Source organism: Idiomarina aquatica, from assembly GCF_004362895.1.
In the GTDB taxonomy this organism is placed as follows: domain Bacteria; phylum Pseudomonadota; class Gammaproteobacteria; order Enterobacterales; family Alteromonadaceae; genus Idiomarina.
The window spans coordinates 1-21,778 of sequence record NZ_SNXI01000013.1 but is presented as its reverse complement, the minus strand read 5'-3'; the positions used below and the strand labels follow the sequence as shown (position 1 = coordinate 21,778).

18 protein-coding genes and 1 tRNA gene are annotated in these 21,778 nt (G+C 50.7%); 16 read left to right on the top strand and 3 right to left on the bottom strand.

What is annotated here, in order from left to right; all coding sequences use genetic code 11:
- Nucleotides 1-72: 72 nt before the first annotated feature.
- On the bottom strand, nt 73-552 hold the full coding sequence (locus DEU29_RS09640; RefSeq protein ID WP_133540146.1) for a hypothetical protein: 480 nt from the start codon (nt 550-552) through the stop codon (nt 73-75).
- 651 nt (nt 553-1,203) lie between these two features.
- Here DEU29_RS09640 and DEU29_RS09630 point away from each other — a divergent pair.
- From DEU29_RS09630 to DEU29_RS14055, 4 genes are all read left to right on the top strand, one after another.
- The gene (locus tag DEU29_RS09630; protein WP_133540144.1) at nt 1,204-2,052 is read left to right on the top strand and encodes an SDR family oxidoreductase; all 849 of its coding nucleotides are present in this window, start codon (nt 1,204-1,206) and stop codon (nt 2,050-2,052) included.
- 224 nt (nt 2,053-2,276) lie between these two features.
- Nucleotides 2,277-4,190 carry a hypothetical protein gene (locus tag DEU29_RS09625; RefSeq protein ID WP_133540143.1) on the top strand — a complete coding sequence of 638 codons (1,914 nt, stop codon included), beginning with the start codon at nt 2,277-2,279 and terminating at the stop codon, nt 4,188-4,190.
- A gap of 476 nt (nt 4,191-4,666) precedes the next feature.
- Nucleotides 4,667-4,837, top strand: a complete 171-nt coding sequence (locus tag DEU29_RS14060) for a hypothetical protein (RefSeq protein WP_208107629.1) — start codon at nt 4,667-4,669, stop codon at nt 4,835-4,837.
- A 72-nt stretch (nt 4,838-4,909) separates the two neighbouring features.
- Nucleotides 4,910-5,104, top strand: a complete 195-nt coding sequence (locus DEU29_RS14055) for a hypothetical protein (protein ID WP_208107628.1) — start codon at nt 4,910-4,912, stop codon at nt 5,102-5,104.
- A 243-nt stretch (nt 5,105-5,347) separates the two neighbouring features.
- Here DEU29_RS14055 and DEU29_RS09615 read toward each other — a convergent pair whose 3' ends face one another.
- The gene (locus tag DEU29_RS09615; RefSeq protein WP_133540142.1) at nt 5,348-5,947 is read right to left on the bottom strand and encodes a hypothetical protein; all 600 of its coding nucleotides are present in this window, start codon (nt 5,945-5,947) and stop codon (nt 5,348-5,350) included.
- Nucleotides 5,948-6,100: 153 nt separating this feature from the next.
- On the opposite strand from DEU29_RS09615, the gene cysC reads away from it, so the two are divergent.
- Both cysC and yjjJ read left to right on the top strand, forming a co-directional pair.
- Nucleotides 6,101-6,694, top strand: a complete 594-nt coding sequence (cysC, locus tag DEU29_RS09610; RefSeq protein ID WP_133540141.1) for an adenylyl-sulfate kinase — start codon at nt 6,101-6,103, stop codon at nt 6,692-6,694.
- A 271-nt stretch (nt 6,695-6,965) separates the two neighbouring features.
- On the top strand, nt 6,966-8,342 hold the full coding sequence (gene yjjJ, locus DEU29_RS09605; protein WP_279513244.1) for a type II toxin-antitoxin system HipA family toxin YjjJ: 1,377 nt from the start codon (nt 6,966-6,968) through the stop codon (nt 8,340-8,342).
- 127 nt (nt 8,343-8,469) lie between these two features.
- On the opposite strand, the gene DEU29_RS09600 is transcribed toward yjjJ, so the two are convergent.
- Nucleotides 8,470-9,384, bottom strand: coding sequence for a tetratricopeptide repeat protein (locus tag DEU29_RS09600; RefSeq protein ID WP_133540139.1), 915 nt, complete (start codon nt 9,382-9,384; stop codon nt 8,470-8,472).
- Between the two features lie 750 nt (nt 9,385-10,134).
- On the opposite strand from DEU29_RS09600, the gene DEU29_RS09595 reads away from it, so the two are divergent.
- The 10 genes from DEU29_RS09595 (at nt 10,135) to DEU29_RS09550 (ending at nt 21,686) form a co-directional block, all read left to right on the top strand.
- The gene (locus DEU29_RS09595) at nt 10,135-11,535 is read left to right on the top strand and encodes a M28 family metallopeptidase (RefSeq protein ID WP_133540138.1); all 1,401 of its coding nucleotides are present in this window, start codon (nt 10,135-10,137) and stop codon (nt 11,533-11,535) included.
- Nucleotides 11,513-12,532 carry an amidoligase family protein gene (locus tag DEU29_RS09590; RefSeq protein WP_243734548.1) on the top strand — a complete coding sequence of 340 codons (1,020 nt, stop codon included), beginning with the start codon at nt 11,513-11,515 and terminating at the stop codon, nt 12,530-12,532. Before DEU29_RS09595 ends, DEU29_RS09590 begins: the two co-directional genes overlap by 23 nt.
- A complete protein-coding gene (locus DEU29_RS09585; protein ID WP_133540137.1) occupies nt 12,505-13,164 on the top strand; it encodes a gamma-glutamyl-gamma-aminobutyrate hydrolase family protein in 660 nt (219 codons plus the stop codon). The genes DEU29_RS09590 and DEU29_RS09585 overlap by 28 nt, the downstream gene beginning before the upstream one ends.
- Complete coding sequence (locus DEU29_RS09580) at nt 13,115-14,176, top strand: MBL fold metallo-hydrolase (protein WP_133540136.1); 1,062 nt, start codon at nt 13,115-13,117, stop codon at nt 14,174-14,176. The genes DEU29_RS09585 and DEU29_RS09580 overlap by 50 nt, the downstream gene beginning before the upstream one ends.
- An 88-nt stretch (nt 14,177-14,264) precedes the next feature.
- The gene (locus DEU29_RS09575; RefSeq protein ID WP_133540135.1) at nt 14,265-15,896 is read left to right on the top strand and encodes a methyl-accepting chemotaxis protein; all 1,632 of its coding nucleotides are present in this window, start codon (nt 14,265-14,267) and stop codon (nt 15,894-15,896) included.
- A gap of 78 nt (nt 15,897-15,974) precedes the next feature.
- Nucleotides 15,975-16,062: transfer RNA gene (locus tag DEU29_RS09570), tRNA-Ser, on the top strand.
- Between the two features lie 553 nt (nt 16,063-16,615).
- Nucleotides 16,616-17,146, top strand: a complete 531-nt coding sequence (locus DEU29_RS09565) for an REP-associated tyrosine transposase (protein ID WP_166635902.1) — start codon at nt 16,616-16,618, stop codon at nt 17,144-17,146.
- Between the two features lie 114 nt (nt 17,147-17,260).
- Complete coding sequence (locus DEU29_RS09560) at nt 17,261-18,640, top strand: ribonuclease J (RefSeq protein ID WP_432206881.1); 1,380 nt, start codon at nt 17,261-17,263, stop codon at nt 18,638-18,640.
- Nucleotides 18,641-18,747: 107 nt separating this feature from the next.
- Nucleotides 18,748-20,634, top strand: coding sequence for an acetate--CoA ligase (locus tag DEU29_RS09555; RefSeq protein ID WP_133540133.1), 1,887 nt, complete (start codon nt 18,748-18,750; stop codon nt 20,632-20,634).
- Between the two features lie 74 nt (nt 20,635-20,708).
- Complete coding sequence (locus DEU29_RS09550; RefSeq protein ID WP_133540132.1) at nt 20,709-21,686, top strand: calcium/sodium antiporter; 978 nt, start codon at nt 20,709-20,711, stop codon at nt 21,684-21,686.
- Nucleotides 21,687-21,778: the final 92 nt, after the last annotated feature.

Genomic DNA, 21,778 nt, shown 5'->3' with positions numbered 1-21,778 from the left:
AGACATCCCACCACCGAGAACACCGAGAACACGGAGAAAACCTTTTAAAGGTAAACACCGATTGGAATCGGCCTATAGGTTTTGCCGGTTAAGCTGCATGGCAGCGGTTGCGGCTTCGCGGATAGCCTCGTCTGCGTGGTGACGGCCTTGGCTATCTAAAGCGTCGATAACATTCGCCAGCCTAAAAATTTGTGTATTGCCGACGCTAGTGAAAGGATGAACGTGCGATAGTTTTGTATTAACCAGAGCCTGAACTCGCTGTCGAGTGATTGAATATACACGGGCGATATCCGTCGGACCGACAAAGTCCGGTTTCACTTCGAGTAATTTTGCTTGCGGCAACGCTAAAAGCACCTGCTTTTGCGCATCTTGCATCGCATCAAGCGCCGTTGATGACTGGCGTTCGAAGGTGATATTAATCTCGCCGTGGCGGCCATGACGTACTAGCGCATCATCGCAGCCAGCCTCAAACAAACTATCGTCAATTTGATCCTGGTTTTTGCCACAGTTTGAGACGTCAAACCGAAGGCTGAATTCATAGTATTTAGTCATTTTGTCCCCGCCACTGACATTTTTCGACTGCTTTTATCAACATGCGTGCATGCTGTTCATGATTTTTGGGTGTCCCCCAAATGGAGACAAGGCAAAACTCTCCGCAACGGCATTCTTTGTTTCGTGCACCAAAAGGGCATAGCATCCGCCCCCAACAATGAGAACTTTTTCCGCCTGATATGATCGACCATCCTTTGCTTTCGGCGAAGACTATTGCACTTTCTATGCACTTTGAGGTGTGTTTTTTCCGTTTCATGAAAAGATAGTCCTTTATCTTTGTGTTGTCAATCGACAATATTTTTAATATGTGGTTTATAAGCATAGTTCAATCTAAAAAGTCTGCTTAAAATGGGATCCGAATAGAGTCCCGTGGTGGGTGCTGAGACACAGCAACAAATGGTTTCATCGGTTACGCACGCTATTCCTTCAAAGATATAACCGCAGAGGCGCAGAGCACACGGAGAAAACCTTTTAAGGGGAAACCCAAAAAACCGCTTGTTGAGGTTTTTACTTTAAAAATCTTTTCTCCGTGCTCTCCGTGTACTCTGTGGTTAAATGTTTTAACAATATAAGTCTTTCCTCTGCGCCCTCAGCGTCTCTGCGGTTATATCTCTTGCCCTAACCCCATCGAATGGTGTTATATTCTGCCGTATGAAAATATTATCAATTGGTTATGGCGATATTGCGCAGCGTGCGGCGCGGCGGTTCGTGGCGGCGGGGCATTCGGTGGTAGGTGTTTGCCGGGATCCGGATGACAAGCCGCCTGTAGACGGGGTCGAATTAATAGCTGCCGATGCGGGCAATGAGCAGGATCTGCGCGCGGTCTTGCATGGCAACGAATTCGGTGCCGTGCTGGTAACGCTGACGCCGTCTTCGTATGATTCAGACGGCTACCGCAACGGCTATGTCGTGCCCTGCAGGCATTTGCAGCAGGTGATTAGTGGCCTGGATTATGCCCCCTACGTGATTTATGTGTCCAGCACCGGGGTGTATGGCCAGCAAAATGGTGAGTGGGTGGACGAGGATTCGCCCTGTGAGCCAGAATCGGACTCGGGGCGCATGTTGCTGCAGGCCGAAGCCTTGGTACGCGACTTGCCGGTGCCGTCGACGATTATACGCTGTAGCGGCATTTATGGTGCAGGACGAGACTTTATGCTGCGCCAGTTAAAAGCCGGTAAAGTCACCTTGCGCGAGAGCTGGACCAACCGAATTCATCAGGACGACGTCGCCCGCTTTATTGCGTTTTTGCTGGAATACCCTGAAAAGCGCAATAACCTATACCTGTTAAGTGATGACGAACCGGTGATGCAATACGAGGTATACCAATGGCTGGCACGGCAATTGGGCGTAGAAGTATCGTCCGAAGTCGAACCCGGCCCCGGCCCGCGCGGTTCCAAGCGCTGCAACAACAGCCGCGTCCGCAACACCGGCTTCACCCTCGAATACCCCACCTACCGCCACGGCTACGCCGAAATGATTAACCCGTCGCGTGCGTCCTGACGCACGTTCCAAAGATTTAACCACGGAGGACACGGAGAGCACGGAGAAAACATCTTAAGGGTAAAACACAATTTAGGTTTAAAATTTAAAAGGCTTTTCTCCGTGCCCTCCGTGCTCTCCGTGGTTAGCGCTCGTCCTCGTAAAGAACCGACCCCATTGCCAACCATCCATTAATAAAGTATGTTAAGCGCATGTTACATGGAGGTAACGTCAGGGAGGTTTGAATGGTCAGGGGACTCGGGTTACAGAAATTAATTAACGAGCTTAAGCATAAGGTGCATTCGGCCAGTTTTGAGCGCCTGTTTGCCGAGAAAACAGCACACCTTAGCGGCCCGCAAAAGCTGCAGCTCAAAATAAAGCTGAACGAGCTGACCAAACCCAGCACCGCTGCCATCGACCTGCGCCGCAAGGTGCCCGGACCGGTTGCAATGTACGAATACCAGGGCCGCACCCACTTTTTTAACGCCGAAGCGCAAAAAATCTTTACCGACGGCCTAAAAGCCAACAACGGTGTGTATACCGACGAAATCTACCGCAACATCATGCAGTACATGCGCGAGCAACAGCAGACTCGCGTCACCAAGCAAATCGAGGCCGACAGCCAGAGTAAGCTGGGTAGCTTTGTGCTGGGGCGCTATTACCGCCGTAGCGAAGAGCGCATGAATTTTGTCACCGACGTGGTCGTGAAAGGCCGCATAGACGGCAAGCTCATTAAGCTAAAAGCCGTGACCGTCGACATTTCATTGCAGGGCGTACAGCTAAAACTCCCCGCCACCGCACCGGTGCAAAAACTACTACACCAAACAGTCGCCATTTTTTACCTGGGGCTGGCCAAAGAGTTTGTCTTTGATCAGAGCCAACCCTACAGCTACCAGGTGCTGGGCACCCACGAAAAAGACAAACAAAGCTATTTACGCCTGCGCCGTGACGCCGTAGCCGATGACGATGCGCTGGATAAACTGCTGCGCGGCCTGCTGAACGGCTATAAATTCCGTTACAAGGTGAATGTTGACCATGTTATCCTCTCGGTGCGCGCCAAAGGCCACGAAAGCCAGTGGCTGCAAAGCCAGCAGGGCGTGCCGGTTATCTTTAGCGGCAACCCGGAAAAGACCGCTTACGCCATTGCCACCGAGAGCAACAGTGCGCTAATTGATTCCTGCTGTAAGAAAACGCCGCAGCTATTGAATGCGTTAATTAATCAACGCTGGTTAAGGTTAAAACTGGCCGAGTTACGCGGCCATAGCGAACAAATCCGGCTGCAACTGCCGTTTTACTTTTTAACCCTTAACGTTAAGGGCGAAAAGCGCCATTATGCCGTGTCGACGGTAGCGCTGGCTAAGCAGCCGGCGATTAAAAACATACTCGCCGGGCTCAAGCGCGCGGGCTATTCGGTGCAGGCGCTGGTACTGAGCGTAACCTATAGTAGCCTCGATAAACTGTTCGTTGGCCTGGTTAGTGCCATTGATTTGCCTGGCTGGAAAACGATTAAAGGGTCGGAGTTAAAACTGGATGTGCTAAAACCACACCGACTGCATTTACAGGGCGTGCAGGGCACTAAAGTGGTAGAAGAGCATCCGCGGTTAACGCAGTTATACACCAAATGTGGTCTGTGCAATGCGCTGTTTGTACACCGCGAAGCTAAGCAACAAGATATTGGTTTAGCCGCTCTGATGCCGTTCAAACAGGGGTTGCCGGGCTGGTTTCAGAATCCGGAATTATGGCTCAGCCGCAGTCATTATATTTTGGGCGGCAAAAAAATCGAAAACGAAATTCTCGAGCGATTAAAATATATCGACCCGGCTGAACATGCCGATACCAAGACGTTATTACTGCGCCTCAGCCAAAGCGATAACCAGGCCGAGCCGACGGTAAACGGCCGCTGGCTAAGTGATTTCACCAGCTTTAACGAAGCCAGCCTGTATATGAAAAAGCTCTACAAAGAGAAGAAGTTACTAGCGGTGAATATCGAGCTGTACCGTTGCAAACGGCCGGTCATCCGCGCTTTCCGCGACGACCTCAACTACGTACAAACCTACCTGCCGCACCGCGCCAAAAGCCTGGAGCGCCAAATCAAATCCATCGACGGCGTCATCGGTGTCCAGGACGTCACCGCCCCGTTATTGCGCCTGGCCCTATAAGAAATATTAAGTGTTAGTAAAACGACACAACCAAAGGAGTGCTTGCCTTGCGATTACAAAACAAAATTGTAGATATTCATCTATGGCTACGGTGTAATTAATAAAAGCCCCAACGCAAGCGAAGGGGCTCTGACTTACCAAGGAAATGTGTGGTCTCTCCCGCCGTCAAGGCCCCCTGGGCATTACTACTAGGCCGTCAAACCTCGTTGCAATCAACGGTCTTATTAAAGTAACATCATTCGCCGTAGTCTTGCTAAAAACGACTACACAGGCTGTATGTGATTGACTACTCTCCCCGATATCCTCTGTATTGAGATCAAAATGACCTTTCCCCGAAAAACCAGCGCCTGAAGCTTTGGAATAGATACACGGATAAAGCGAATAAAGCCGAGAAAATTCGCGAGACCCACACAGATTAAGTTGATATTCTGTAAACTAAGTACAGTAAACAATAACTTAAGTAGCACAGCGTATTCATGAGCGACTCACACAGCACCTTCATTGAGCGGTTCTGGGAGGTTATCTTCCAGTTTTTAGCAAAACTATCGGTTTTCTCGGTAGTCAGAAAAGTTGTTAATCGCTTTTTGCCGAAACGTCATCAGCACCTATTTGTCGAATGTTGGGCATTAGGGCACCTGCTATTGTAGTTCTTGGCGATATCTGCTGTTTTGTACATACCTGCTGAATGGGCTGGGTGGGCGATATCTATCTACGTCCTGATGCGGGTATTTGAGGTTGTGGTTTATCAAGTTAATGTGCTGCTGTTTGACCATTTTCGTGCCCTTCAAAAAGGGCAGCAGTATAAACTGGGTGGATACCGCAGCCTGATTATTTTGCTGATCCAAAACTACTTCGAAATTATCCTCTGGTTTGCCGCGCAGTACGTCTTTTTTGGTCAGTTATTCAGCTTTTAGTAGATGGTACTGCAAACAGTGTTCTGGGTGCCATCTACACCTCGTTTGTCGTGATGACCAGTTTTGGTGTCGAAAACATTTCCCCCTCCGGCGTGTTGGCTTACACCATCGTCATAGCACAAGCCATGATCGGATTGTTTATGACTCTACTCAGCCTCGCCCGCTTCATCGGCCTGTTACCTGCACCAGGAACAATGATAAAGTAAGAACAGTAGGCTGTGAGGTTGCTATTAAGGTGTTGTATCAATCGTCCTGCCGATGGGTAATTACGTAAAAATGGTAATTGCCGGCCTCATCTTCTTTTCCACTGAAGTGATAGCCCCATTGCTGGATCTTTGAGTAGTTTTCGTAAACCTGATAGGCGATATCTTTAGATTCCGCGACGCCACGCATCAGACATGTTTTAAGGCGGCACTGCAGGTATTCAACGTCGATATTCATCAGCGTGTCCGATTGCATCAGGTCCGAAATCGCACCTTCACGCGAAATCCCCCATGAACTCACGCCGTTTTCGCTAGCAAAGCGGTCCACGATCTTAGGGTAATAACTATTTTCCCGCGCTATTTGCGCGTAGATGCCAGGAAAATGAAAAGGGTGTTTGCCGATAACTTCTGCAGTGTTATCTGACGACTCGCGTTTAGGCTTTTCTGTTGTGTTAACGGCTTGCCGCTGATTGATAGTCGGCTGATTAACGTCAAGCTCAGGTGTTTCCACAGCATCTGACCTGAATTGAGTGGGCATCGGCGAATCAACGCTACCCGCCATCTGTGACTGGCTGATGCCTAACCAGTAGCCCACACTTCCGGCAACCATGGCCGTTATAGCAATCCTTGTTTTACTCATCGCATCATCCTTGAATTATACCGCAGGTCTTTTATAACGCACTTGGATGCGAGGAGCAATTCGGAGTTCGTGGTTCGGTGTCCCTTCCTTAAAGATCTTTTCTCAGTGCCCTCCGTGGTTAAACCGTGGTAAATATTTCTGAAAAGGTGACTGATGAAATCTGAGAATACGGTTTGGCATGCGCAGAGTGTGAGTCGGCAGATGCGCGAACAGCAGAAAGGCCAGCGCGGCAAGGTGTTGTGGTACACGGGGTTAAGCGGCTCGGGTAAGTCGACTATCGCCAATGCTGTTGATATTAGACTGCACGAACTGGGCAAGCACTCTTATCTGCTCGACGGTGACAACGTTCGCCACGGTCTGAACGGCGATTTAGGCTTTGACGATGCCGCCCGTATCGAAAACATCCGCCGTGTTGCGGAAGTGGCTAAATTATTTGTCGACGCCGGATTAATCGTCAGCACCGCGTTTATCTCGCCCTTCTGCTCTGACCGTGAGTACGCTCGTGATTTGATCGGCGCAGCAGACTTTATCGAAGTCTTCATCGACACCCCATTCGAAATCTGCGAACAACGCGACCCCAAAGGCCTCTACCAAAAAGCCCGCAGCGGCGAAATCAGCAACTTCACCGGCATCAGCTCCCCCTACGAAGCCCCAACAACCCCTGATATTCATATCCAGACCAACGAACTATCTGTTGAACAAGCCACTGCCGAGATAGTGGCTCAGCTTAGGTTTGAAAAGATTTAACCACGGAGAACACGGAGAGCAAGGAGAAAAAACTTTAGAAGGAAAACAAACCACTGTGTTTACCCCTAAAAAGGTTTTTCGGTGCTTTCCGTGGTTATATCTTTAATCATAAATGATGACAAATCAATTAACGCTTGATATAACAACTAAACAGGGTTGTATAAACACTGCAAAAAACACTGCGTATTAACAAGGGTTTAAGAGTTTATTCGTTAACTTACAGTAGTTTATGAATTATTTAATCCCTGCATTAACGATAGAGATTTAATCTGTGTCTGAGCTTGAAAAGAACATCATTTCATCATTAAAGGCGGGGCCGATGTCAGCCGCTGAACTGGCTCGTGGGTTGCGGGTTGATGCAACCACCATCACCCGGCGACTCAGCCGTATGGGCGCGCAGGTAATAAAAACCGGCGACGGACGTGCAACACGTTGGTATGTTCGCCGCACGTTACCCATGCTGCCCGTTTTAGAGGTGTTGCCCATTTACCGTGTCGAACGGAACGGAGCGGCTGGAAAGATGGCACGGCTGCATATTGTTTATCCTGATGATAGCTATTTAGTGGAATATTTTCGCGTAGATGATGCCAGTGGCGAGGCTTATGCAGAGTGGAAGTTCTACGAGTCCTTGCCGTGGTGGTTGTCCGATATGAGGCCACAAGGTTTCCTTGGACGCTCTTTTGCCAAACGCTTGAGAACCGAGGGCGTGCCGCTCGAATCTGATCCGAATAAATGGTCGGAGGATGATGTTTTGGCGGTACTGGCGAAATTTCCGCAGGATCACGTGGGTAATCTGCTGGTTGGCGATTTGGCTTACACACATTGGTTGCAGTCAGCACAGGAAGCAGCTATTAGCGACCAACAAGCGGGCGCCAAAGCTGAGGCGATTGCCCGCGGTGAGCATTTTGATTCATCAGCTAAAGGCGAACAGCCTAAATTCACCACAATGCTTACCGAGGGAGAGTGTATCGTCAAGTTTTCTGGTCACGTGACGCAAACTGAGATTGATTCAGTAGCTAACCGATGGGCGGATTTACTTCAGGCAGAAGCGTTAGCTGCAACAGCACTCAATGGCTTGGTTGCCGATATTGCTGCCCATAATCGCACGTTCTGTGTTCAGGGGCGAACACTGCTCGCGTCAAAAAGGTTTGATAGAACGCCAGAGGGTGGACGAGTTGGGGTTAATTCGTTTTCGAGTTTGGATTCAGAGTTCGTTGGTAAAGCCAATGGCAATTGGCCTGAAATTGCTGACACGTTGTATCAACAAGGTGTCATAACCGAAAACGCAGTGACTCAATGTAAGGTCGCCTGGGCGTTTGGACAACTGATCGCAAATTCGGATATGCATTTAGGCAATGTTTCAGCACTCAACTGGGGCGGACGACCTTTTGAGTTAGCGCCGATTTATGACATGTTACCGATGCATTTTTCTCCTAACAGTGCGGGTGACTTACCATCCGAGCCTTATCACATAGGCTTTAACCCGAGTGTTCCAAAGATATGTTGGCAAACAGCCTATGCCGCCGCAGAAGACTTTTGGCACCATGTGTTGGCAAGCGGTGTCATCAGTGAGCATTTTAAAGTTCTGGCTAAACAGCAGCTGCAGGTCGTTGAGCAATTTGCAGTCACTATTAAAAAAATGGCCTAGAGAGGTTTTAACCACAGAGGACACGGAGAACACGGAGAAAAACCTTTTAAAATGGAAACCCCAGTTTTCGGGTTTTACATTAAAAATGTTTTCTCCGTGCTCTCAGTGCCCTCCGTGCTCTCCGTGGTTACATCTTGACCGAGCGGGCGAGTTGCCGGTAGTGCGCCACCTGGCTTTTATTTAAGTGCTGCAGGTCAATGACGTCGACGTAATGCTGTGCTTTTTGTGGCTCGTCCAACAAAACGTAGACCTCGCCAAGGCGCAGTCTGATTTTTTGTAATTGGTGCAGATCATGCGCTTGCTCTGCGTGCTCAGCAGCCTTCAATAATGGCTGTTCGGCCTGCTTGTAGTCGCCATTAAGACGCAGCGCCACCCCGTAGTTATTATAGGCAATAGCTTTTTGTTGCTCGTCCGGCACCTGCTTGGCCCAACGCACCGACTCACGCCGGTACTCCACATGCGCCTGCCGGGCGTCATTCTTATGCGCGATGTGCGCCAGTTCCGCATAGACCTCGCGGTAAAACAGCGGTGAATCGTAAGCTTTTTGTTTTAACTGCTCGACATAGGCCTTGGCTTGCTCAAACCGGTTTAACAGCACCAGGGTGTTGAGTATTTTCAGCTCCAGCTGCGCCGCCGCATTTTTATCTTCAAGTGCTTTAAAGCCCTCGAGTGCTTGTTCCAGCGCAACATTAGCTTCATCGAGGCGCTGGCGGCGTTGCAGCCACTTGCCATAGATTAAAGCAATATGCGGCTGGTATTGTGGCGGGACATCGGGGTTGTTAATCCAGGGACGTAAGGCGACGTAAAGGTCGTCAATTTTCTGAAACTTAAACAAAGAGTTCAGCTTTGCAATCTCAAGCTCCCACCAGCCATCGGTCCCACTCGCCAAGCGTTGCTGCTGCTCGTTGATGGATTGTAAGCAAGACACTGGCTGCTCACCACAGCTAACGCTTAACGTATCGCTGTGGCAAGGAGTTGAGTAGCTTAGGCTAAAAAGCAACACCATCGCACTTATTGGCAACGGCGTCGGGATTTTGGTCATTTGTTATGTTTCACTGCTTCTTCGTCGTGTAACCTACTTTATACCCTCCATTGCAGCCTCTAAGCAATATTACTGACGGTATAAGATGGTCTTCAAAAGGTATAATTTCTCGTCCTGACGCGACTTTCGGCAGAGCGTGCGTCAGGACGCACGGTACGGTTATTATTGAAGCGCCGGTTACGCGGTGCAAGGTTGCGTCGACTTTCTATAACTTGAGCATTGAATTGAGACTTACCGCATCGATCTTCCATCAGTAAGTTTTTTAGTTATAACTACTTATCAAAAGACAACTGACGTGAAATTTGAATCGATACAACAGTGGGGACAGAAGCATGCGTCGTTGAATGTGCTTTTTGCGAGCTCTAGAGTGTGTAATTTTGAATGCAGCTCGCCTAAACGCATTGGCATTTCGATCTTGTTAAGCTTTTTGCAGCCCTCACGATGGACAAATCGAGAAGGTTTACCGTTGTCAGCAACACCGATACAAACAAAATATTCACACATATGAAGTTCCTTATTCAGCTACAAAAGCGTACAAGAAAAAGAACGCTTGCTCAACCGAATGTTATACTTTTATGTTACATAAACTATTTAATGATATGTGTAATTAAGTAGAAGCATTTATAAGTTCATTGGTTTGCGACCTGGCTTGCGCTTAAAGCGCAAGCTACGACGATGGTTGAACTTGCGCTACAAGCGCAAGCTACGCATAATCAACTGCATCTTGTATAAATAAGAAGGCGATTGATTATGCGTTATTTGAAGAGCTTGGCTGTGGCGGCTACGGTGTCGCTGAGCCTGCCGGCGACGGCGTCAGCGCAGCAAGCATTGACTTATAAAGACCAGCAAAAACTGCACGATATCGCGGCGGCTGTGCAGGCCGACCGTATCGAAAAAGACATCCAGAAGCTGGTTTCTTTTGGCACCCGCCATACCCTTTCCGAAACTGAATCAGATACCCGCGGCATTGGTGCTGCACGGCGCTGGATCTACGAAGAGTTTAAACGCATTTCCGCCGACTGTGGTGGCTGCCTGGAAGTCATGTACGTTACTGATATTATCGAAGGCGAAACTCGCATCCCGGATGCGACCGAAGTTAAAAGTGTTATCGCGATTCAGCGCGGTAAGACGGACCCGGGCCGTTATGTGTTGATGTCGGGCGATATCGACTCACGGGTTAGCGACGTGATGGACTATACCTCGGATGCGCCGGGTGCTAATGACAATGCCTCGGGCGTTGCCGGCACATTAGAAGCTGCGCGTGTTTTGTCGCAGTATGAATTTGATGGCTCAGTTGTATACGCTGCGCTGGCCGGCGAAGAGCAGGGTTTGTTTGGCGGTAAAATTCTGGCCGAGAAGGCAAAAGAGCAGAACTGGCGTATTCATGCGGTGCTGAACAACGACATGATCGGTAACATCGAAGGCATTAACGGCGTCATTAATAACACGACTGCGCGGATTTTTGCTGAGGGTACACGCATGGACGAAAGCGACCGCGAAGCAACCATGCGCCGCTTTTATGGTGGCGAAGTTGATTCACCGTCACGTAACGTTGCACGCTATGTGGATTTGATGGCTGACCGTTATATTCCTAACCTGGACACCATGATCGTGTATCGGCTGGACCGCTTTGGTCGCGGCGGACATCACCGGCCGTTTAATGATCTGGGCTACCCGGGTGTTCGTATAATGGAGACCAATGAAAATTATTATCGTCAGCATCAGGATCTGCGCACCGAAAACGGCATTGAGTACGGTGATACTATTGATGGCGTCGATTTTGATTACGCGGCTAAATTAACCGCACTTAATGCTGTTTCGCTTGCTGGTATGGCGTGGGCGCCGGAGCCGCCTCAGAACGTTGACATAGAAGGTGCGGTACAGCCGTCAACAACGCTTAAATGGGATGCCGCCAGTCAGGGCGAAGATGTTGCCGGTTATAAGATTTATTGGCGTTTAACGTCAGAACCCCAATGGCAATGGAGCCGGTTTGTGGGCGATGTGACCGAATACACACTAGAGAACATCGTTATTGATAACTATATCTTTGGCGTCGCCAGTGTCAGCGAAGACGGCTTTGAAAGTCCGGTGGTGTTCCCCGGGCCTGCTGGCGAGTTCTCGATAGACTTTGAGGAAGAGGGCGATCAGTAATTCTACAGAAAAGAACAGTAACGAGTTTTTACCACTACAACGTGATTGCACCGTCGGCTTTGAACTGGAGTTTTCCGGGCTGTCGGTGCAGCAAACCCTCGATACCCTGCAGCATCAACTGCAGGGTCACATCCAACGCGTTTCGCTTGCAGAACGCACGATAACCCATTCTGAGTTGGGCGATTTCCAGATCGAACTGGACTGGAGTTACCTGAAAAAACTGGCCAAAGAACAGAGCGAAACCGGCGAGAAAGCCTGGTTGCAGGATTTACAGCAGCTGGCCGAAAAGGTGGTGCCGATGGAGGTGGTCTGTCCGCCATTGACGCTGACGCAATGTGAGCAGTTACTACCGCTGGTGGATGCGTTGCGCGAGGCCGGCGCGCGCGGCACCGACGAGAGCTGGATTGCGGCTTATGGCGTGCATGTGAATGCATCGGTGCCTATGGCTGATAATGGTGACGATGACGAGTCGATTTCGGCGGAAGTGATTCATCGTTATCTGCAGGCCTACGGTTTATTGCAGTGGTGGCTGTTTGACGCGCTGCAAGTAGATACCACCCGTAAGGTCAGTCCTTACATCGATAAATATCCTGAAAGCTATTTGCGTGTGTTGTTGTCGCACGAGTCGGTAACCATGCCGTTATTGATTAGCGATTACCTGGAGCACAATGCGTCGCGGAATCGTGCGCTGGATATGCTGCCGCTGTTTGCGCATATCGACCCGGACCGGGTTTATAAAGCGGTTGGCGATGACAAAATAAAGTCGCGGCCGACCTTTCATTTTCGGTTGCCTAATTGCCACGTCGAGCGACCGGACTGGAACTTAACCGAGAGCTGGAAGGGCTGGTGGGTGATTGAGCAGTTGGCCAATGATGGTAAGGCATTGGCGTATTGGCGCGATGAGTTTTTAGCGTTAAGCCGTCCATTGATGGGCGTGAGCGAGAGCGATTGGAAGCGGAGAATGCAGGCATGGCTAGTCGACCGCGGGTGGTGGTAACCGGTAATGCACGGCGCTGGTCGCCGTCGTGGTGGTGTACCTGGCTGGCGCTGCGCTTGCTTGGCGCTTGCCCGCTGCGGGTAAGTGTGCGGCATCAGGTGTCGCCTGATGCTATTGATGCCGTGATTATTGGCGGCGGTGATGACATAAGCCCGTCGCATTACGAGCAGCAGCCGGAACCCGATGGCGAATACGATCCGGATCGCGACGATCTGGAAATTAGCTGGATCCGTTGGGCGCTGGAGCATAATCGGCCGCTATTGGGCATTTGCCGGGGCTCGCAGTTAATTAACGTGGTTTTAGGCGGGGCGCTGAACCAAAACATCCGCGAGTTACGTAAATTGACCTATAACCGTCCCGGATTGTTGCCCACCAAGCAGGTGCGTTTAGCGGATGATTCTTGTATTGCTGCGGTATGCCGCAAGCAACGGCTGCGGGTTAACAGCCTGCATTCGCAGATTGTCTCGCGCACCGGCACGGACATGCGCGCCGTGGGTTGGGATCTTGACGGTTTTATTCAGGCGTCGGAGCATACACAGCGAGACGTGATTGGAGTTCAGTGGCATCCGGAGTATTTGTTTTATGTCCCGAGTCAGTTACGGCTTTTTCGCTGGTTGTTGGATTGCCGTTAGTTTAGTTTTAGTCAGTTGTTCCAGCCCTTCTTATCAGCCCACTAAACCCTGGCACACCGCCGAGGGTTTTAAAAACTTGCATGGCGCAGAAAAAGATACCGGTTTTTTTGATTACTGGTATATGCGCTGGTTTGGTGACGTGGAGTGGAAGGATCAGGCCGAGCAGGCGCATTTAATCCCTGTGGCCGAGCCCGATTTAGCGGCGATTCAGTCGCCGGACCCGGACGAGCGGATCGTTACCTGGGTGGGGCATTCGACGTTTTTACTGCAATACCAGGGCATGAATGTGCTTACCGACCCGATTTTTAGTGAGCGCGCGTCGCCGGTTAGTTTTGCCGGGCCATCGCGGTTAACTGAACTGCCACTATCACTGCACGAATTGCCGCCGATTGATGCGGTGGTTATTTCGCATGATCACTATGATCACCTGGATGAAGCCAGCATTTTGGCGTTGGGCCCGGATGTGCATTATTACGTGCCGTTAAAGTTAAAATCATGGTTTGTTGAGCTGGGTATTGCTGAGTCGCAGGTGACTGAACTGGATTGGTGGCAGAGTGCTTCGCTGGCTAGCGGTGATTTGTCTGTTTATGCCACGCCGAGTCAGCACTGGTCGGGACGGTCGTTGTGGGATCGTTTTGAAACCTTATGGGCTAGTTATGTGATTGATATTGGCGACTGGCGGGTGTGGTTTGGCGGTGATACCGGCTATAACGAGGTGCAGTTTAAGGAAATTGGCGAGCGCTTTGCGCCGGTCGATTTGGCTTTAAATCCGGTCGGCGCCTATTTACCGCGCTGGTTTATGGAAATGCCCCATGTTGACCCCTATCAGGCGACCTTGATTCACCGTGATATTGGTGCAAAACAAAGCGTGACCATGCATTGGGGAGCGTTCCAGTTAGCCGCGGAAGGCATTCAGAGAACCTTGGATGATATTGCGGCGGCGCGCGAGCAGGCGGGTCTGTCTGAGCAGGAATTTCAGATAATGGCAGTTGGCGAAACCCAACAGTTTTAGGTTTTTTCGAATATTTTTGATCTAAACCTGCATTAAATGGGTAAAACTCTTCGTTAAAATAGAATAATCAATCAATTTGGAGTTATTGATGACGATTGCCAACCGTCTTTATGCGGGTTTTGCCTTCATTATATTGTTGTTAGTCGCCACTACGGTGATTGGAACCTACCAGGTCGACGAAATTAATAAAACCCTGACCCGGGTTAACGAAGTCGGCAGCGAAAAACAACGCTATGCGATTAATTATCGCGGCTCAGTGCATGACCGCGCTATTGCCCTGCGTGATTTAGTGCTAACCGAAAGTGCCGCCGAGCGGGATGAATTTCGGGCGTTAATAGAAGAATTAGCGGCGGCCTATGATGATGCTGAACAGGGTATGGATTCGGTTATTAGTAATCCTCAGTATGTGAATAGCCGCGAAAAAGAATTGTTGGCGCGAATTGATGAGATTCAGCAGCGGGCGTTGGCGACGGCGGTTGAAGTTGAACGGCTGTTGGCCGCAGGGCAACGTCAGCAAGCGCAGGATTATGTATTGACGGACTTATCGCCGGCCTATGCTGAGTGGCTTAATCGGATTAATGACTTTATTGATTACGAAGAGGCGTCAATTGCAGATGGTGTCGACTCGGTATTGGAAGATAGTAATAACTTCACGACATTAATGTGGATTGTTACGGCGTTTGCGATTATTGCCGGTGCGGTAGTGAGTTATTTTATTGTGCGCCGCTTAACGCATACCATTGGTGGCGAGCCTGAAGAGGCGGTGGAAGTGCTGGAGCGCATTGCTGATGGTGATTTGACGGTATCGACTCACTCTAAGTATGAAGGCTCGATGATGGAGCAGGTGAACCGCATGGTTCGTCAGCTGCAGCGGTTGGTTAAAGAAGTGTCTGAGTCGTCTGATACCTTGTTAAATTCATCCGGCGAGTTGTCAGAGACCGCGGACAATAATTCGCAGCTGGTGATTAAACAACAGGACGAAACCACTCAGGGTGCTGCGGCAATTAACCAAATGTCGCAAACGGTGAGTGAAGTAGCCCGCCATACTAACGAAGCGGCACAGTTGGCTGACGAGACCGATCGTGAAACCCAGCAGGGCAGTGCCGAAGTCGATTCGACCATTCGCTCGATTGAATCGTTGGCGCATGAAGTAGAGAATGCCGCCGCGGTGATTACGCAGCTGAGTGATAATACCGAAGAGATTAATAAAGTGCTTGAGGTTATCGAGGGGATTGCTGACCAGACTAATTTATTGGCATTGAATGCGGCCATTGAGGCGGCTCGTGCGGGTGAGCATGGCCGTGGGTTCTCGGTAGTAGCTGATGAAGTTCGCGCGTTGGCGAATCGTACCCAGGAGTCGACGAAGAGCATCCAGACGGTTATTGGCACCATGAAAACCAGCGCGGGTAATGCAGTGTCGGTAATGGAACGCGGCCAGCAACAGGCGTCGGATAGTGTGGAGCAGGCGCGTCGGGCAGGGCAGTCGTTGCAGACCGTCAACGAAGCCGTCAAACGCATGACTGATATGAATGCGCAAATCGCCACCGCGGCGGAAGAACAAAGCTCGGTAGCGGATGAAATTAACGAAAACTTCCATAGTATTACCCAGGCGACTGAGCAGTCGGCGGCGGGTTCTGAGCAAGTCAGCTCGTCCAGCCGCGAGTTAAATGAGCTGGCCAAGCGCTTAAGTGGCCAGGTGCGCCGCTTCCGGGTGTCGTAAAAGATGTATGAGTTTTAGCCTGTTAGCGCAAAATGACTTGAACTAACCGGCTAAAACCCCTAGTATAGCGGCCGTTCCGGAGAGGTGTCCGAGTGGCTGAAGGAGCACGCCTGGAAAGTGTGTATAGCGCAAGCTATCGAGGGTTCGAATCCCTCTCTCTCCGCCAATATATAAGAAAGAACCGCCCTTGAGGCGGTTTTTTTGTTTCTGCAGGCTATGGCTTTGGAGGCTTCGATGGGGCTCGCAGGCGAATTCGGGGCGGCTTTGATGGGATTTATAGGCGGCGAGAGGCTTCTTCCGCCGGTGCGCTCGGCTTCGCCTCGCTAAACCGGCGGGTACACACGATATGAATTCATTCCCCCGGAAATGCAAACATCGAGGTTTTAAAGAATTTAACGTCAGCACGATAAAAATGAAAAGGCGCTCGCGATGCAGAGGAGCCTTGGCAGATCGTGAGTACCCACCGGTTTAGCGACCGTAGGGAGCGCACCGGTGGAGGCGGACTAGAACCCAGCGCCGGAAGCCAGCATAAATCCCAATCCCGCCGCTTCCTCGATGCAGCATAAATCCCAATCCCGCCGCTTCCCCGATCTCCCTTAAATCCCATCCCGAATTCAATCCCGCTCCCTAAAAAACCCTTCCCCGATATCCGATATTTCGTTGTCGATTTTAATCCAATATCCCCGGCGATTTTCGCGGCGATGATTTTCAATTGGGGGATGAAAAAATGGAAACCCCGAAAATATTATCCCGCGGGTATGTATTTCGTCACCATGAATACCTACCAGCGTGAGCCTGTTCTCACAGAGCCTGATGTTCTTGCAGCGTTTCGGTGTGCGTTGAAGCGTGCGCGGGACAAATATCCGCTCGAGGTTCATGCGTGGGTGGTGATGCCGGACCATATGCATTTTGTTATTCGAACCCATCATATTGAACTGGGTCGATTTATTGCATGTTTTAAAAGCCATATGACGCGTGCGTTACCGCAATATTCATCTAAAAAGTATAATTTGAATGATAAAGTTAAGCAGCGTCGAAGAGCGAAGCGGGGGAGCTTGTGGCATAAGGGATTTTATGACCATTGGATCGCTGACCAAGTCGATTATGAGCGCTGTATTAAATATTGCGTTTATAATCCGGTAAAACATGGCTACGCTAATCGGCCCTGGGAATGGCCGCATTCAACATTGCACGAATTTATCGCCAAAGGCCGCTACCCGCCGGCATGGCGGAATTTGGTGGGGCAATAAATGTTTTGGGCATAAAATATTTTTTCTCCGTGGGCTCGGTGCCCTCCGTGGTTAAATCTTTGGTTCTTAATCATGTTAATCGTTTTGCCCGCGTTGCGACGTATATGAGACACTATGGTTTTAATGGGTAATGGAGGTCAGGTGGTTCCTGCCAGCAGTGATTTTTGGTTTCTGCCGCTCGGTGGTACCGGTGAAATCGGTATGAACATGAACCTTTACGGGCACGGAGGGCAGTGGCTGATGGTCGATTGCGGGGTGTCCTTTGACGAACCGCTCAATCCGGACGATGCTGGTGAAGTAAAACATGAGGTGGTGGCGCCTGATCCAAAATTTATCACCGACAATCTCGATTTACTGGCTGGGTTGATTATCACTCATGCGCATGAGGACCATATTGGTGCGGTTGAAGATTTATGGCCACGGCTGAAGTGCCCCATTTATACCACGCCCTATACCGCGGCGGTGTTACGGCGAAAGCTCAGTTATACCAATTTTGCCGATAAAGTGCGGATAATTGAAGTTAACGACGGCGAAACTGTCACCATTGGCGTTTTTCAGGCCACCTGGATCCGGTTGACCCATTCATTACCCGATCCTTATGGCATTTTACTGGAAACTCCCGCTGCCCGTGTCGTACATACCGGTGACTGGAAAATTGATCGTGACCCGGTGATTGGTGCGCCGATTGATGCCAGCGCGCTCCAACAGCTGGCGAATATCCCCATTGATGCGGTCGTTGGTGACTCTACCAATGCATTAAAACCGGGCTGGTCGGTGTCAGAAGCAGAATGTTTTGAGGGACTGCTGGCAGAAACCAAACGCTGCGAAGGGCGCGTGGTGGTCGGTTGTTTCAGTAGCAATATTGCCCGCCTGGTTACACTGGCTAAAGTGGCTGAACGCGCCGGCCGGCGCATGGCTGTATTTGGACGCTCGTTAGAACGGCACGTCGCCACCGCCAGAGCGTTTGGCCTATGGCCGGATGATTTAGAGCTTATCACGCACCAGCACGTCGGCTATCTGCCGCCGCACGAAGTGATGGTGGTGGCTACCGGTTGTCAGGGTGAGCCGCGTGCTGCGCTATCGCGTTTAGCGGACGACTCCCATCCAATGTTGGCGATGGATAAAGGCGATACCGTCATCTTGAGCGCGATGGTGATTCCGGGCAATGAAGCGCCAATCGACACGATGAAGAAAAAATTCAGTGCCCGTGGTATCGCGGTTATCCAGAAGGATGACACTGAGTTGCCTATCCACGCCTCTGGTCACCCTAACCAGGAAGAGCTTAAGCAACTTTACCGATGGCTTACCCCGGCGCTGGTTATCCCCACCCATGGCGAGTCGCAACACTTAAAACGTCACGCCGAGATTGCTCGCGAAATCGGCATTAAACGAACGCTGACAGGTGTCAATGGCGATCTGTTTCGCATTGCGCCCATTCCCAGTATCCGCCGTAAGGCCATATCGACCGGTCGCATTCCTATCGCACGTAGCTAGCAACCTCGGCGTTTTTACACAATGATGCGACCAAGGTCGAATTCCATATTTCCTGCCACAGCCTATGCTGTTATCAAGATGTTAAAAAATGGATTTGAGGTAGCAGTATGCAGGCTTATCACGAGATTTATACCGAAGCGCAGCAGGATCCTGAGGGCTTTTGGCTGGAGCAGGCCAAGCGGCTGCAATGGTTTAAGCAGCCGACTATAGGTGCGGCTGTTAAAAAGAACGGACTGGCGGACTGGTTCCCGGATGGTGAAATCAACGCCAGTTATTTGGCTCTGGATGCGCAGATTAATGCCGGTCGTGGCGATCAGGATGCGTTGATTTATGACTCGCCGGTTACCGGAAGCCTGCAAAAATATACCTTTAACGAACTGAAAGACGAAGTGGCGAAGTTTGCCGGCGTTATACAGTCGATGGGGGTAGAAAAGGGCGACCGCGTCATTATCTACATGCCTATGATACCCCAGGCGGCGATTGCGATGCTGGCGTGCGCCCGCGTTGGCGCGATTCATTCGGTGGTATTTGGCGGTTTTGCCGCGCACGAGTTGGCCATTCGCATTGACGATGCCGAGCCTGCCCTGTTGCTAACCGCGTCGTGCGGTATCGAAGGCAAACGCACACTGGCCTATAAACCTATCGTAGATAAAGCGCTGAAAGAAGCCGAAAAGCCGCCAAAAAACGTGATTGTCTTCCAACGTGAGCAAGAAACTGCCGAATTACAAGACGGTCGCGACCATGACTGGCAGCAGTTAATGCAAACCGCGCAGCCGGTTGATGCGGTGCCGGTAGCGGCGACGCACCCGCTTTATATTTTGTATACCTCGGGCACCACCGGACGACCAAAGGGCGTGGTACGCGACCACGGTGGTTATGCGGTGGCGCTAAATTTTTCTATGAACTATGTGTACGGACTGCAACCGGGTGAGGTGTTCTTCACCGCGTCGGACGTTGGCTGGGTGGTTGGCCATTCTTATATTGTTTATGGGCCGCTAATTTTTGGCTGTACCAGCATTTTGTACGAGGGTAAGCCGGTGAATACCCCTGATGCAGGAGCATTTTGGCGGGTTATAGAGCAGCACAAAGCCACTGCGGTATTCTCGGCCCCGACGGCTTTTCGGGCGATTAAAAAAGAAGATCCGCACGCGGAATACCTTAAAAAATATGACCTCAGTTCGCTGCAACGCATTTATATGGCCGGCGAGCGTTTAGACCCGGCAACTTACGAGTGGACCACCGAGGTAACCGGACGGCCGGTGTATGATCACTGGTGGCAGACCGAGTCTGGCTGGCCCATGTGTGCGAACCCGGTAGGCGTTGGTGCAACGCCGGTTAAACCGGGCTCATCGAGCCTGCCGGTACCGGGCTATGAAATTGCGGTGCTGGACACCATGGGTAAGCCGGTTGCGGCCGGTGAAGAAGGCTCGATTTGTGTGCGTTTGCCATTGCCACCGGGCTGTTTACCGACGGTTTGGGGCGACGAACAACGGTTGCATGATAGCTATTTGAAGGCATTCCCCGGTTATTATTGCAGTGGCGACGGCGGCTATATTGATGACGAGGGGTACGTGTTTATCATGGGCCGTACCGACGACGTGATTAACGTTGCCGGGCACCGCTTGTCGACCGGCGAGATGGAAGAAATTCTGGCTGCACATCCTGCCGTTGCAGAGTGTGCGGTGGTGGGCACGCCGGATGACCTTAAAGGCGAACTACCTATTGGACTGGTGATCTTAAAAAATGACGTGGATGTGGATCCGGCACAGTTGCAAGCCGAGTTAGTGCAAACCATTCGCAACGAAATTGGCGCGATTGCGTGCTTAAAAACCTTGTACGTGGTGCCAAAATTGCCGAAAACGCGTTCCGGTAAGATTTTGCGCCGGCTTATTCGGCAGTTATTGCAACGCGAGGATGTGGCGATTCCGTCGACCATTGATGATCCGAACAGCATCGAGGCGATACAGCAGAGCATTGCCGAGCAGCAAGGGTAAAGCAAATAGTGTAACTTTGCGTTTAACGCGCTAAAATGACGCCATTAAATTAAACCAAATTCAAAGGGTTATTAATGGCGTTGTCGATTGTAGCGGTCATCGTTGGTTTAGCGGTATTAGTTTGGAGTGCCGATCGTTTTGTTGATGGCTCGGCCGCGGTTGCAAGGCATCTGGGTATGCCACCGTTGATCATCGGTATGGTCATTATTGGTTTTGGTACTTCTGCACCTGAAATGGTGGTTTCTGCATTGGCCTCGTTAGATGGCAGCCCGGCGCTGGCGCTGGGTAACGCCTACGGTTCTAACATTACCAATATTGCGCTGGTATTGGGTTTAACCGCGGTACTTGCGCCGATCACGGTGCAATCCGGCGTGATCAAACGCGAAATGCCGGTATTAATCCTTATTACGTTATTTTCTGCGGCACTACTTTGGGACTTTAATATTACCGAGCTTGAGGCCTGGTTGTTGTTGGCAATTTTTGCCGTCTACATGGGCTGGTCGGTGTATTTGGGTGCTAAAGGCAAGCAGAATACGTTAGCGGCCGAATTTACCCAGGAGATTGATTCGCATCCGATGGCGATGAAGCCGGCGGTGATTTGGCTGCTGGTTGGCTTGGTGTTTCTGGTGTTGAGTTCGCGGGCGCTGGTGTGGGGCGCGGTGAATATTTCGCAGGCGCTGGGCGTCAGTGACTTGGTTATCGGCCTGACGGTAGTGGCTATCGGTACGTCACTGCCGGAACTGGCTTCAGCGATTGCCGCCGTGCGCAAAAACGAACATGATTTGGCGCTGGGTAACGTGATTGGCTCGAATATGTTTAATACCCTGGCGGTTGTGGGTATCGCCGGCACCATCCATCCGATTTCGTTAGAGCCTTTGGTGCTTTACCGTGACTGGGTAACCATGGCCGCGCTGACGCTGCTGCTATTGTTGTTTTCGCTGCGCATCAACCGCATCGGCCGCATCAACCGGATTCATGGTATTTCATTTTTGGCGATGTACATCGCCTATTGTATCTATCTGGTCTCTACGGGATTTGCACCGGCGCTGTAGCTTGATGAGATGGTCCCCTCCCTCCTAAACGGCATCGCAATGTGCCAATATAGAGGTTCAAGCTTCTATAGAAACAGAGTGGAGAGGACCAA